This window comes from Agrobacterium sp. OT33, assembly GCF_017313365.1.
GTDB lineage: Bacteria > Pseudomonadota > Alphaproteobacteria > Rhizobiales > Rhizobiaceae > Agrobacterium > Agrobacterium rhizogenes_A.
The window spans coordinates 337,759-350,978 of the sequence record NZ_JAFLMZ010000005.1 but is presented as its reverse complement, the minus strand read 5'-3'; the positions used below and the strand labels follow the sequence as shown (position 1 = coordinate 350,978).

The following is a 13,220-nucleotide window of genomic DNA, read 5'->3' as shown; positions in this document are numbered from 1 at the left end:
CTTACTGTCTTTCCTTGAGATGGTTTTCATAACGGGCGCGGGCCGGGCCGATTTCGGCGCGGTCGGATACTTCAGGCACCGCGACATCCCACCAGTGACCGCCGGCCTGCGGCGTCGGGTAAGGATCGGTATCGATGACGATGACGGTGGTGCGGCTGGAGGCACGGGCCGCCGCAAGCGCCTCTTCCAGCTCGGTTATGGTGGAAACCTTGCGTGCATCCGCACCCATCGACCCGGCATGGGCCACGAAATCGATGGCGATGGGGTTGACGTTGGTGTGGGCGTAGAGGTTGTTGAACTCCGCGCCGCCGGTTTCCATCTGCAGGCGGTTAATGCAGCCGTAGCCCCTGTTGTCGGTGATGACGAGCGTGATCTTGACGCCCATGGCGACCGATGTCGCAAGCTCGGAATTCATCATCATGTAGGAGCCGTCGCCGACCATGACGATCACGTCCCGGTCCGGTTCCGCCATCTTGATGCCGAGACCCCCGGCAACCTCGTAACCCATGCAGGAGAAGCCGTATTCCATGTGATAGGAGAGCGGCAGCTTGGATTTCCACAGCTGATGCAACTCACCCGGCATGGTGCCTGCGGCGCACATGACAACGGTATTGTCACGCGACTGGCGCTGCACCGCGCCGATGACCTGCATGTCTGTCGGCAGGCTGTTGACCTGGTCTTCGCCCGGTGCCGCCGTATCGGCATCGGCTTTCTTAAACCATGCAGCCTTGAGACCGGCATCCGGGGCCGCAAAACGGTGGCTGCCAAGCGCTGCGGAGAGCTTTTCAAGCCCGATCTTCGCATCCGCCGTCAGGCTGATCGCATCGTGCTTGGCGCTGTCATAGGGCTGAACGTTGAGCGCCAGAATTTTACGGTTCGGGTTCTTGAACAATGCCCATGAACCTGTCGTGAAATCCTGAAAACGTGTGCCGACGCCGAAGACCAGATCGGCCTTCTCGCTGATGATATTGGCGCTTTCCGCACCGGTGACGCCGACGGGGCCGAAATTCAGATCATGATCCCAGGCGAGCGCCGATTTGCCGGCCTGCGTTTCGACGACGGGGATGGAATGGGTTTCGGCAAAGCGCTTCAGCGTCTCGGTTGCGCCAGCAAAATGCACGCCGCCGCCGGCAACGATGATCGGGTGCTTGGCTGCTTTAAGTGCAGCGACCGCTTCTTCGAACTCCACGACATCCGGCTCAGGACGACGCTGACGCCAGACACGCTTTTCGAAGAAACTCTCGGGGTAATCATAGGCTTCCGCCTGCACATCCTGGCAGAAGGCGAGCGTGACGGGGCCGCAATCGGCCGGGTCCGTCATGGTGCGCATGGCGCGGGGAAGCGCTGTCAGCAACTGTTCCGGCCGCATGATGCGGTCGAAATAACGGCTGACCGGGCGGAAGCAGTCATTGACCGTCATGGTGCCGTCGCCGAAATCTTCCAGCTGCTGCAGCACGGGATCGGGGCCGCGATTGGCGAAGACATCGCCGGGGATCAACAGCACCGGCAGGCGGTTGACATGGGCAAGGGCAGCCGCCGTTACCATATTGGCGGCACCCGGGCCGATGGAGGAGGTGACCGCCATCGCGCGGCGGCGGCGCAGCTGCTTCGAATAGGCAATGGCCGCATGGGCCATGGATTGCTCGTTCTGGCCGCGATAGGTCGGCAGTTCGTCGCGGATGCCATAAAGCGCCTCGCCGATGCCGGCGACATTGCCATGGCCGAAAATGGCCCACATGCCGGCGATATAGGTTTCGCCGTGTTCATTCATCTGCGCTGCCAGGTAACGAACCATGGCCTGCGCAGCCGTCAATCTGATTGTCTTCACGCTGCCTCTCCCTTTTTGGCGCGCGCCTCATCCCAAATGCGGCACAGGCTGGTATAGCGCTGCGCCATATCCCTGACCGCTTCCTCATCGGTCATCCTGCCACCGAGCCAGTTGCGGGCGGCATCCGCGAAAATCGTGCGGCCAACGGCGAAACCTTTTACCAGATCGAAGCCGGCGGCAAGGCGGAAGCTTTCTTCCAACTCGCTTTGCGGCGCGTCTAGACCGAGAACGACGATGCCGCGCACATAAGGATCGTTGCGATGCACGGCGTCGCAGGCGTTTTTCCACGCGGCGCGGGTCTTCATCGGTTCCAGCTTCCACCAGTCGGGATAGACGCCGATCTCATAGAAACGCTCGATGATACGGGCGGCGGTAAGGTCGTCGGTCGGACCGACCTTGGAGGGAATGACCTCCAGCAACATTTCCAGCCGGTTGCGGCGTGTTGCCTGGAACAGACGCATGACGGTCTCTTCCTGCGCGGCGCGCATCTCATCCGTATCGTCGGGATGATAGAAACACAGAACCTTGACGACATTTTCAAGCGGCCATTCGGAAAGACCGCCGAAATCCTTGCCGAGATCGGGTTCCAGCGTCAGCGGGCGCGAGCCGGGCCATTCCACCGGGCGGCCGATCCAGAGGCCGGAACCGCTGGCGGCAAACAGGGCGTCACGGCCAAGGCGGCCGTCGCAAAGAATGCCGTAACCCGCCTCACCACCGGCAACCTGCTGCGCGGCCTGAAGGCAGAGTTTCTTGAAAGCGCCGATCTGCTCGTGCTTGACGCCAAGCTCGTCGGCGATGGCTTCCAGCTGCATGCGGTGGTCAAAGGCGAAGACGCGCATCGTGTCCCAGTCGCCCTTGCGGTTGGTGGACCAATGCACCTGTTCCAGCGCCTCGTCCTTGCGCAGCGCCTTGTTGCGAATGCCGGCCTTGAAGAAATATTGCAGTTCTTCCCAGCTCGGATAGGCCGGTGTGCAGCCATGGCGGGAGACGGCGAAAGCACCGCAGGCATTGGCGTATTTCAGCGTCGTCGGCCAGTCTTCGCCGCGCAGCCAGCCGCGGAACAGCCCGGCCATGAAGCCATCGCCGGCACCCAGAACGTTGAAGACCTCGATCGGAAAACCTTCGCCCGTCTCGCCATCGTCGAGGCTGGCAGGAATTTCGCCGGCGAAAACCGAAGCGCCCATCGGCCCGCGCTTGCACACCAGCGTCGCGTTCGAAACCTTGCGCACGGCCTTCAACGCGGTCAGCGTATCGGTGGAACCACCGGCGATGTGGAATTCCTCCTCCGTGCCGACGATCAGGTCGAACAGATGCAGGGTGGATTGCAGCTTGGCGGTGACCTTCTGCGATTCGACAAAACGGCTTTCGCCATCGCCATGGCCGGCCACACCCCAGAGATTGGGCCGGTAATCGATATCGAGCGCGGTCTTCGCGCCATTTTCGCGGGCGAGTTTCAGCGCCTTCAGCACGGCTGCTTCCGTCTTCGGATGCGACAGATGCGTGCCGGTGGCGCAGATGCAGCCTGCCTCGGCAATGAAGGCGGGATCGATATCGTCTTCGCTGAGCGCCATGTCGGCGCAGTTTTCGCGATAGAAAATCAGCGGGAACTGGTTCTGGTCACGAATGCCGAGCAGCACCAGCGCGGTCAGCCGCTCCGGGTCCGTCTTCACGCCGCGCACGTCAACGCCTTCGCGCACCAGCTGTTCGCGGATGAAGCGGCCCATATGCTCATCGCCAACGCGGGTGATGACGGCGCTGTTGAGCCCGAGGCGTGCGGCACCGGCTGCGATGTTGGTGGGAGAGCCGCCAATATATTTGGCAAAGGAGGCCATGTCCTCCAGACGGCCGCCGACCTGCGAACCGTACAGGTCGACAGACGAGCGCCCGATCGTGATAAGATCAAGTTTTTTCAAAAGGTTCCTCCTTCGGGCCGCCTGTCGTGGCGGCCTGCCTCACATGTTTGGAGCGACACCGGGCGAAGCCGCCCGCATCTTTCGCCATCCCGCTCCGGTGAGCCTCCTCCGCCCACTGTCATCCGTCACGAGACGGACGACGATGGAATGTCCGTTTCATGGATTTGGATCATAAATTCTATTTTTTCCGTTTTCAATAAAAATATTCAGGCTGTTTTGCGAGTTCCCACAGCCACGGCGAGCGTGATGGCCAGACAGAGCGTGGCGGAAAGCGAGCGGAACGCGCCGAAATCGATCTCGGTGACGGTTAGCAGCGTCGCGCCGGATTTGCGCAGCGGATTGACGGCGGAATCGGAGAGCGCCACGACCGGAATGCCGTTGGCGCGGGCGTTTTCCGCCAGTTCCAGCGTCTCGGCGGAATAGGGGGAAAAGGTGATCGCGATCAGCGCGTCGTCACGGGAAATGGCGCTGATATTGCCGAGCCCGCCGACCGCACTGTGCAGAACCGCCGGCACCTTCATCTTCTCGAAGGCATAAGCAAGGTAGCTGGCAATCGGGAAAGACCGCCGCAATCCGACAATATGCACGGTGCGCGCACCGGCCAGAGCCGAAACCGCCTCGTCAAGCTGGCGTGTATCGACCGATTTCAGCAGCATTTCCAGCGAGGACCGGCCGGCCTCCACGAATTCGGCAAGCAGGCCGGATGCGCTTTCATCGCCCTTCTCACGCAGATGGTCGAGCCGCGTGGCATAATCCGGCCAGCCGCCGACATAGGAATCGCGGAACAGCCGCTGCATTTCCGAAAAGCCGGAAAAGCCCATGATCTGGCAAAAACGCATGAAGGCAGAAGGTTGCACGCCAGCCCCTTCCGCCATTTCGGCGACGGTGGAAACGGCGATGCGATCCTGATTGGAAGCGACATAATCGGCGCATTGCCGCAATCGTTTCGGCAAACCCTCCGCGACCTGGAGCAGCCGCTCCTCAAAAGCCTTTACGGATTCTGGCGCCTCGATTGCCGTCATTGTCGTTCCTTTGTGCAGACTGAAATCGTGTGCACTTTAACTGCAGTGGAATTTTTATTCCATTGGGTTTTTTGAGGAAGGGCAAATGAGACGGCGGGGGCTTTGTGTGATCGGTCACCCTCCGTCATTGCGGCCTTGAGCCGAAATCCAGTCGGCGCGCGTCTGCGCGGAGCGAAGAGTCTTTTCACCCCAGGACTTGGGGTGGCTGGATACCGGCTCAAGGCCGGTATGACGGAGATATATATATGAACGCGCAACGGTGATGCGTTGGCTCAGTGCAGCCCGCCAACCCCAAGATGCGTATCGATAATATCCGGGTTCTCCGCAAGATCGCTGGACGGCCCCTCCCAGACGATGCGGCCGCGTTCCATGATAATGGCGTGGTCGGCGAAGTCGATGGCCATCTGGATGCGCTGTTCGACGAGAAGAATGGTCATTTCACCGGATTGGGCGAGTTTGGAAAAGGCGGCCATCAGTTCTTCGCAGATGACGGGGGCGAGGCCTTCGAGCGGTTCGTCGAGCAGCAGCACGCGCGGCTGGCCGAGAATGGTGCGGGCGGTGGAGAGCATCTGCTGTTCGCCGCCGGAAAGTTGCGAGCCGAGATTGCGGCGGCGCTCCTTCAGGCGCGGAAACAGCGTGTAGGCTTCCTCGATGGCCGATTTCGGCCGGGTCTTGAGGCCGACGAACAGGTTCTCCTCGACGGTCAGCGTCGGGAAGACATCCCGCGTCTGCGGCACGTAACCGAGGCCGGCTTTGGCGCGGGCGGCACTCGGCAAAGCGGCGATGTCCTGCCCGCCGAGACGGATATCGCCGGCAAAGCGTTTCGTCTGGCCGGCCAGCGTGGCGAAGAGGCTGGTCTTGCCGACGCCGTTGCGGCCGAGAACCGCGAAACGCGAGCCCGACGGCACGGAAAGCGACAGGCCCTCGATGACGCGGGTGGGGCCATAACCGGCGGTGAGGTTGACGATTTCAAGCGGCGCTGCGGGCATCGGCGTAACTTCCCAGATAAGCTTGGCGGACTTCCGCATTGCTGGTGACGTCTTCAGGCGAACCGTCGAAGATGACCGCACCTGCGGCGAGCACCACCACACGTTTGGCGAAGCGGAAGACTAGATCCATGTCGTGCTCGATCATCAATATGGCGAGATCGGCGGGCAGCCGGTCGAGCGCCTGTTCGATGCGCGCCGTTTCCGTGGAAGGCACGCCGGCGGCTGGTTCGTCCAGCAGCAGGATTTTCGGGCGAAGCGCCATGGCAAGCGCGATCTCGATCAGCCGCTGTTGGCCATAGGCGATTTCACGCACCCGGGTTTCGGCAAGCGCGAGAAGGCCAAGCGTGCCGAGAATGTCGCGGGCTTCGCTCATGACCGCGGGCATGGCGCGGTAACGGCCGAAAATCCGGCCGGTCTTGCCTTCACGCTGGAGAATGGCAAGCGCCACGTGTTCTTCAGGCGTCATATCCTGAAACAGCCTTGTGACCTGGAAGGAGCGCACAAGGCCGCGTTTCACCCGCTGGCTGGCACTGAGGCCGGTCACATCCTCGCCGGCGATGCGCACGGTGCCGGCCGAGGGCTTGATGTTGCCGGTGACGAGATTGACGAAGGTGGTCTTGCCGGCGCCATTGGGGCCGATCAGCACCGTGCGATCTCCCGGCGAAAGCGACAGCGAGACATTGTTGGTGACGACGAGGCCGCCGAAATTTTTCTTGAGGCCGGAGACTTCGAAAATGGCGCTCATTTGCGACCTCCACGGATGCGCGCGATGATCTGCTCACCCGCGCCATAAAGCCCGCGCGGCGCAAAAAGCACGACGGCAATCAGCAGCAGGCCGACAATGGTGAGCCAGTGGAACGGATTGGCGGCGGAAACGACATCCTCGAACCACATGAAGGTGACGGTGCCGATCAGCGCGCCATAAAGCGAACCCGCGCCGCCGAGTACCAGCATGACCAGTGCTTCGGCCGAAAGCGTGAAGCTGAGGCTGTCGAGGCCGACGACCTGGGTGGAAATGGCGTTGAGCGCACCGCCGATGCCCGCGACGATGCCCGATATGACGAACATCTTTAAAATCGTGCCGTTGACGGCGCCGCCCATGGCCTGAATGCGGATGCTGTCCTGCTTGACGCCGCGGCACAACATGCCGAAGGGCGAATTGACCACGACCCTGAGGGCGAGGAAGACGACGAGCAGCAGACAGACGCCGTAAATATAAGCGGTGCGGCCGAAAAGATCGAATTCGAAGGTGCCGAACAGCGCGTCCGGGGAAACGCCGGCAAGCCCGTCGCTACCGCCCGTCCAGCCGGATGCCTTGTTGGCCGCCTCATGGAACAGGTGGATGACGGCGATGGAAAGAACGAGCTGCGGCAGGCCATGGGCGCGCAGGAGAACCGTGCCGGAGACCAGACCGGCCGCGCCGCCCGCGCCCGCGCCGATCACGGTCATCAAAAGCGGATCGGTGATCTCGAAATGGGCGGCGGCAATGCCGGCGGCATAGGCGCCCGCGCCGAAGAGCGCCGCATGGCCAAGCGTTGCGACGCCGCAATAGCCGGTAACGAGATCGATCGACAGCACGAGCAGCGCAATGGCGATGATGCGGGTCAGAAGCGCCAGATTATCCGGAAACAGGTAATAACCGGCAATGGCGGCGGCAATGATGAGGAGCGGCCCCGCAAGCGTGCGCAGCGGCGAGCGCGCCTTCGGGGTGTCTGCCGTTTCAGTCACGTCGTTCATGAGCACCGCCATCTCATTTCGCCCTTCCGAGAAGGCCGCGCGGGAACAAGGTGATGATCACGATGACCGCCAGGTAAAAGAAGAATTCGCCATATTCGGGGGCGAGATACCGCCCGGTCGTATCGATGGCGCCGAGCAGCAGACAGGCGATCAGCGCACCGGGAATGGAGCCCGCGCCGCCGACCGAGACCACCACGAGGAAAGTCACCATATAACGCAGCGCATAGTAGGGTTCGACCGGCAGCAATTCAGCGCCGATGACGCCGCCCATGGCGGCAAGGCCGACGGCGATGGCGAAGCTGACGGCATAGATAACCTCGGTGCGAACGCCGAGCGCGGCCGCCATGGCGGCATTGTCGACAGCAGCGCGCAGCTTGATGCCGAAGGCGGTCTTTTCGAAGGTGAACCACAATGCGCCGGCCACGGCCAGACCGCAGGCAATGGCGAAGATGCGGTGGGTAGCGATGGTGCGGAAGCCGAGATCGGTGGGGCCGGCCAGCTGCTGCGGCAGCGGAATGGTCTTCAGCGTTGGGCCGAAGACGAAATTGGCGATGCCGATGATGCAGAAGGTAATGCCGATGGTCATCAACACCTGCGTCAGCTCCGGCGCGCCATAGATGCGGCGATAGAGGAAACGCTCAAGCGGAATGGCAATGACAATGGTGCCGACGATGGCGACGAGGATCGCCACGGCATAACTGAGGCCGAGGCCATGCGCGGCATAGGAGGCGAGATAACCGCCGATCATGGCGAAGGCGCCATGCGCCAGATTGACCACCCGCATCAGCCCCATCGTCACTGAAAGGCCGATGGAAATGATGAACAGGACCATACCATAGGCAAGCGCATCGATGAGGATGCTGAAGACCGTCTGCATGTTGAAAAAACTCCTCCCGGTGCTACAACGCCCGTCCGGGCCGGAACCGAACCGCCATAGGGGCGGTTCGACCGTTTCAAGAATGGCCGCCATTGTGGCGGCGAGGCCCGTGTCGCCGGTTATTTCGCGGCGGCGAGGCCCGGATCGCCCTGTTTTTCGAAGGTCTGGACTTCCTTGTTGTAATAGCTACCGTCATCGGCTTTGGCCACTTCGCGCAGATAGATGTTCTGCGTGATGTGGCGGCTTTCCGGATCGATGCTGACAGGGCCGCGCGGGCTTGTCCAGGAAAGACCCTTCACCGCGTCCACCGCCTTTTCCGCATCCTGTTTGCCACCGGTCGCCTCGATCATCTTGCTGATGACATACATGCCGTCAAAGGCGCCGACTGCGGGGAAGGACAGTTCCTTGGGATTGCCGATCGCCTTGGCGGCGGCTTCCACGAAGGTCTTGTTCTCAGGGGAATCATGCGAGACGGCGTAATGGAAGGTCGTCTGCATGCCGAGTGCGGCTTCGCCAAGCGCCGGCAGGTCGGATTCCTGCGTCAGATCGCCCGGCGCGAAGAGCTTGACGCCTGCGGATTTCAGGCCGTTATCGTTGAAAGCCTTGACGAAACCGAGTGTCGTCGGGCCCGACGGCAGGAAGGCGAAAACGCCCTGCGCACCGGAGTCCTTCACGCGCTGCATGATCGGGCTGAAATCATTGGTGGAGAGCGGCATGCGGATGGTTTCCACCACCTCGCCGCCGGCGGCGGTAAAGGCCGCCTTGAAGGCGTTTTCGGCATCGACGCCCGGGCCGTAATCGCTGACCAGCGAAATGACCTTCTTCACGCCGCCATCAAACGCCACCTTGGCGATGGGGGTGGAGGTCTGCCAGGTGGTGAAAGAGGTGCGCACCACATAGGGGCTTTTCGTCACGATGGCCGAGGTGGCGGCATTCATGATGACCATCGGCACATTGCCCTGCTTCAGCAAAGGCGTGACGGCCATGGCGTCGGGAGTGAAATAGAAGCCGGCGAGATATTGCACGCCTTCCTTCACCACCAGCTCCTGCGCCAGCGCCTTGGACTGCGCCGGATCGGCCTGCGGCACATCGCGATAGACGACCTCGACCGTGTCATCGCCGATCTTGTTGCCGTGAAGGGCGAACCAGGCGTCTATGCCGGCCTTGAAATTCTTGCCCTGCAGCGCAAACGGGCCGGAGAACGGACCGACCACGCCCACCTTGATCGTCTCGGCATAAGCGGCAGTACTGAAGCAGATGGCCGCGATTGCGGCGGTGATCCGTAGTTTCATGATTTCCTCCCAGTTGATCCGTGGCTCCCATCCACCGATCCAGGCTGCCAGATTGATGAGTGCCGTGGCCAAAGTAAAATGAAATAAGGGGGGTAATAAATAACCTGACGGTTATCAATACCCTGTCATTCCGCTCTGCCCCATACCGGATCGGACATTAAGCGCCGCCCGGCGATTCTCAAACCGGCGACCGCCGGCGATGGCGTGAGGTGAAGACAGCTTCGGGCAAACCCGGTGCGGAATAGTGCTTGCAGGGAGGCGAAAACCCGGGACTTTAACCAGTTCGAAGGGGATTGTTCGTAGTCTCTCGAAGCATATTTTTGAACTTTACTTGGTGTCTTGATGGGTGAATATCAGAACAAAGCTGTTGAGCTGATGCGAAATCGCATTGGAGAAAATATGCTCAACAACAGGATCGAGCGTCGTGAGGCATTCCTGCGCAAGGCGCTCACGCTCTATCATGCCATGGGCGGAACGGCGGAAGATATTCAGGCGGCGTTGAAGGATGCCGCATCCACACCGGCTCCAGCCATCGATCTGGCCGTCGGCGACGTCATGTACAAGCTCGCGGCGATCGGCCACGTTGCCGATATCGATATTATTCAGGCGGGTTACAACAAGCTCGACGCAGCCAATCTGCATATTCTCAGCAAGGGAAAGAAGCTGCTGCAGAAGCAGCGGGATCAGAAGCTCGCCGCCGCCACGACGACGAAATAGGCTCACCGCATTTTCGCAGCGGGGTTGCAGTGCATGCTCCAAGGCGAGGCTGGAGCATGCATGGTCACAAGTTTGTGCCTCAGGTTATGATCGGAACCCAGATCTCCACGGTTCCACGCCCTGTTTGTGGATCGAAGCGCCGGTCATAAAGCTCGAAATCGGGAGAGGGAGCGGTCTTCAATCCGGCATCGGGCAGCGCCTTGTTCCAGATCGTATAGACCGTTCCGGGAAGATCCGAGACGTGGCCGTTATGGACAAAAACCGCATAGGATTGCGCAGGCAACTCGACATGATCCATGCCCGGCGTTTTCTTCAGCGCCCTGACGCCGGCGAGATATGTGCAGTTTCCGGCTTCATCGGCAACGCTGCAGACGCCGTAAGCAGCCCCGGCCACCGCCTCCTCGACGTCGCTTTCCCGCATGTTGAAGGCCTGCCACAGCGCCGGAATGGCGCCGTTGTTTTCCAGCGAGCAGGTGGTGCTGAGGCCGACCACCATAAAGGCGTCGCGCCGGCGTATTTCCGGCGGCTGGACGTCGACGAACATGTCTTTTTTCATTTTGAATGGCTCCATGAGATCAAGGGACGAGGTTGATCGGGCCTTGCGAACAATGCTCGGTAATGTGTTGAAATAATTCGCAAAGGCTCGTGTGAACGCCTCATGGGACCCGTATCCCGCACCGAGCGCGACGGTGAGGATGTCAGCATCGCACCCTGCGATGGTTCTGGCCGCCTCGGATAGTCGGCGCGCGCGGACATAGGACATGATCGACAGACCGGTGGAAAGCTGAAACAACCGGCACATATGATGCGTGCTGATGGCGCAGCGGTCGGACAGGACCGTCAATGTCAGGTTTTTATGCAGATCGGTTTCGATCTGCCAGATGAGCTTGTCCAGAGCGGGCATGGGGTCTCCTGTGGTTCACACCCGCACCATGCAAAACCGTTCCGCTTCATGCTTGATCGGGTTTGACTTGTTGTCGCGCATAAGGCCGACAATACAGGAGACATCCGAACATTGTCGGCCTTATGCGCCGCCTCTCGCAAATTAACGGGTTGCCAGCGCGCCCGAAGGTGAACACGCTGGCATGGCCGTTCCGTCTGGCGGCGTCAGGCGATTTGCGGCGACACAATCTCCTGCCATGCCTCATAGGCGGCGAGGACCGTTTCCATCTGCGCGGTATGGCCGGTGATGAAATCGTCGCCGTAGATGGTTTCATCGGGATATTCGGTGATCAGCGTCATCGGCACGGTGTGGCGGTCGTCGATGGAGGACAGGCACGGGAAGCCGTTGATGATGCGGAAACCGGTTTCGCCGGCGTGGATTTCATAAAGCGCGATCTGGCGATTATTGTAGTCCAGAAGTCCTGGAATGGCGCCCAGATGGCGGGTTACCTTGTCGAGCAGGGCTTCCGCCTGACTTTCCCAGTCCGCGTGGTGGCGGATGATGAGGAAGAAGCCTTTCGGCAGCGTCCACATGGCGAAATTGCGCGGCACATAACCGGATAGAGGCCGGGTCCACTCGTGTGAGGGATAACCGTGCAGGTTCACATGCAGGCGCGCGCCGCTCATCTCCTGCGCCTTGAAGCGGATTTCCTTCTCGTTGAGATGCGCGCCCGAATTTTCCGGGGTGCGATATTCGAGGTCATCACCAAGAGCGGTGTAACGCGCGGCATGATGCATGTGGCGCGGATTGTCGACGCGCAGGCGCTGGTGCAGGGCGTAGCCGTCAGGATTTTCCAGTGGTGAAATGGTGAAATGAGCGCCCTTGCGGTCTGCGAGCTTGCGGGCGGCGCGGATGGCGCCGACGATGCCTGTCGTCTCGTTGGGGTGCTGGCCGCCGCTTACCATTACGGCGGCATCGCTGCCGGCCACGTAACGGGCGGCAAGGACGCGACCGGAGCGTGAGCGGGCGTCGAAGGTCTCGCCGCCGATCTCTTCAAGCAGCTTTACGAGCTGGCCTGCCGCGACCGGTTCGCGGGCCGTATCGATCGGCTGCTCGCCGCCATCGAGGAAGGCGGTGGTGAGCGCACGGGACTCGATGCGCAGCGAGACTTCGCCGGCGCTCTTGACGATCTCCGGCACGATCTGGCCAGGCTTCAGGCCCCGATCACCCAGCGGGCGGCCGGATTTCTTCTGGAAGAATTCCAGGAGCGAGAAATAGAAATCCTCATGCAGCGCTTCACGCAGGCTGACGACCTCATCGCCGACGGAGAGGGCCAAATCTTCGGCCGGATGCGCGACGCGGATGTTCAGTTCTTCGAAATAGGGCTCCTCATCGCCCCAGCCGTGGTTGGCGACGGCATGGATCGCCGTTTCGAAAAGCCGCTCGTAATCCGTCTCCAGCCGCTCGCCCGCAGCATCGCCGGCAGGCCGGAACCAGCCGGTTGGCGAGACATTGGTTTCGCCGACGATATCGGTATGAACCCGGTTTGGGGCCAGAACCTTCAGGGTTTCCTGCTTGCCGTTGCGGCTCAGCGTAACGTCATAATGGAAGGCGTCGTCGTCGCGGGCGATGAAATCGATCTTCGCATCGCCCACCAGAGCGGCCAGCGGATAGGCCTCCAGCCGGAAACGGTTGGCGGGGGCGTTGGCGTGCACGGGGTAACGCACCTCGATGGTGTCGACGCCATCCAGATTGATCTCTTCCAGAAAGGTGAAGAGAAGTGGCTTATAGGCGCTGCGGATGCGGGCGCTGACGCCCTTTTTCTTCAGCCTCTCTTCGGCCTCGCGGCGGCTTTTGGCGTCGTCGAAGGTCCATGCCTCGAAGGACTGGCCGGGTGTCGCGCGGCTGACGAGGGCATCCAGAGTACGCTCGAAGGTCTGGTCGAAAATCTGGCTCATCTGG

Annotated in this window: 11 protein-coding genes; 1 reads left to right on the top strand and 10 read right to left on the bottom strand. The window is 61.2% G+C overall.

The genetic code is table 11. The annotated features are described in order from the left end of the window. Position 1 precedes the first annotated feature (1 nt). The 8 genes from iolD to JZX88_RS14460 all read right to left on the bottom strand — a co-directional run bounded on the left by iolD (position 2) and on the right by JZX88_RS14460 (position 9,658). A complete protein-coding gene (iolD, locus tag JZX88_RS14495; protein ID WP_206913990.1) occupies positions 2-1,828 on the bottom strand; it encodes a 3D-(3,5/4)-trihydroxycyclohexane-1,2-dione acylhydrolase (decyclizing) in 1,827 nt (608 codons plus the stop codon). Then, entirely contained in the window at positions 1,825-3,741 is a 1,917-nt protein-coding gene (gene iolC, locus JZX88_RS14490) for a 5-dehydro-2-deoxygluconokinase (protein ID WP_206913989.1), read from the bottom strand. Before iolC ends, iolD begins: the two co-directional genes overlap by 4 nt. Positions 3,742-3,947: 206 nt before the next feature. After that, positions 3,948-4,763 (bottom strand): MurR/RpiR family transcriptional regulator, encoded by an 816-nt coding sequence (locus JZX88_RS14485; RefSeq protein WP_065116991.1) that lies wholly within the window; start codon positions 4,761-4,763, stop codon positions 3,948-3,950. Between the two features lie 272 nt (positions 4,764-5,035). Continuing rightward, complete coding sequence (locus JZX88_RS14480) at positions 5,036-5,752, bottom strand: ABC transporter ATP-binding protein (RefSeq protein ID WP_206913988.1); 717 nt, start codon at positions 5,750-5,752, stop codon at positions 5,036-5,038. Further along, positions 5,733-6,497, bottom strand: coding sequence for an ABC transporter ATP-binding protein (locus JZX88_RS14475; protein ID WP_080842971.1), 765 nt, complete (start codon positions 6,495-6,497; stop codon positions 5,733-5,735). The genes JZX88_RS14480 and JZX88_RS14475 overlap by 20 nt, the downstream gene beginning before the upstream one ends. Beyond that, positions 6,494-7,501, bottom strand: coding sequence for a branched-chain amino acid ABC transporter permease (locus JZX88_RS14470; RefSeq protein ID WP_206913987.1), 1,008 nt, complete (start codon positions 7,499-7,501; stop codon positions 6,494-6,496). The genes JZX88_RS14475 and JZX88_RS14470 overlap by 4 nt, the downstream gene beginning before the upstream one ends. 1 nt (position 7,502) lies before the next feature. Next, positions 7,503-8,366: a branched-chain amino acid ABC transporter permease gene (locus JZX88_RS14465; protein WP_206913986.1), complete on the bottom strand. Its 864-nt coding sequence runs from the start codon at positions 8,364-8,366 to the stop codon at positions 7,503-7,505. Between the two features lie 119 nt (positions 8,367-8,485). Next, the gene (locus JZX88_RS14460) at positions 8,486-9,658 is read right to left on the bottom strand and encodes an ABC transporter substrate-binding protein (protein ID WP_065117121.1); all 1,173 of its coding nucleotides are present in this window, start codon (positions 9,656-9,658) and stop codon (positions 8,486-8,488) included. A gap of 342 nt (positions 9,659-10,000) precedes the next feature. Between JZX88_RS14460 and JZX88_RS14455 the strand changes: the two genes are divergently transcribed. Then, positions 10,001-10,375, top strand: coding sequence for a hypothetical protein (locus JZX88_RS14455; RefSeq protein WP_065116987.1), 375 nt, complete (start codon positions 10,001-10,003; stop codon positions 10,373-10,375). 79 nt (positions 10,376-10,454) lie between these two features. Here the strand turns inward: JZX88_RS14455 and JZX88_RS14450 are convergent, their stop codons facing one another. Together JZX88_RS14450 and JZX88_RS14445 are read right to left on the bottom strand one after the other, a co-directional pair. Beyond that, positions 10,455-11,279: an AraC family transcriptional regulator gene (locus JZX88_RS14450; protein ID WP_110759970.1), complete on the bottom strand. Its 825-nt coding sequence runs from the start codon at positions 11,277-11,279 to the stop codon at positions 10,455-10,457. 203 nt (positions 11,280-11,482) lie between these two features. Continuing rightward, the gene (locus JZX88_RS14445) at positions 11,483-13,216 is read right to left on the bottom strand and encodes a M14 family metallopeptidase (protein ID WP_206913985.1); all 1,734 of its coding nucleotides are present in this window, start codon (positions 13,214-13,216) and stop codon (positions 11,483-11,485) included. Between the last annotated feature and the right edge of the window lie 4 nt (positions 13,217-13,220).

What these genes read in the sequence shown, in the direction of transcription:
- JZX88_RS14485 (WP_065116991.1), bottom strand. Translation starts at nt 4,763, where the DNA reads ATGACGGCAATCGAGGCGCCAGAATCCGTAAAGGCTTTTGAGGAGCGG.
- JZX88_RS14480 (WP_206913988.1), bottom strand. Translation starts at nt 5,752, where the DNA reads ATGCCCGCAGCGCCGCTTGAAATCGTCAACCTCACCGCCGGTTATGGC.
- JZX88_RS14475 (WP_080842971.1), bottom strand. Translation starts at nt 6,497, where the DNA reads ATGAGCGCCATTTTCGAAGTCTCCGGCCTCAAGAAAAATTTCGGCGGC.
- JZX88_RS14470 (WP_206913987.1), bottom strand. Translation starts at nt 7,501, where the DNA reads ATGGCGGTGCTCATGAACGACGTGACTGAAACGGCAGACACCCCGAAG.
- JZX88_RS14465 (WP_206913986.1), bottom strand. Translation starts at nt 8,366, where the DNA reads ATGCAGACGGTCTTCAGCATCCTCATCGATGCGCTTGCCTATGGTATG.
- JZX88_RS14460 (WP_065117121.1), bottom strand. Translation starts at nt 9,658, where the DNA reads ATGAAACTACGGATCACCGCCGCAATCGCGGCCATCTGCTTCAGTACT.
- JZX88_RS14455 (WP_065116987.1), top strand. Translation starts at nt 10,001, where the DNA reads ATGGGTGAATATCAGAACAAAGCTGTTGAGCTGATGCGAAATCGCATT.
- JZX88_RS14450 (WP_110759970.1), bottom strand. Translation starts at nt 11,279, where the DNA reads ATGCCCGCTCTGGACAAGCTCATCTGGCAGATCGAAACCGATCTGCAT.
- JZX88_RS14445 (WP_206913985.1), bottom strand. Translation starts at nt 13,216, where the DNA reads ATGAGCCAGATTTTCGACCAGACCTTCGAGCGTACTCTGGATGCCCTC.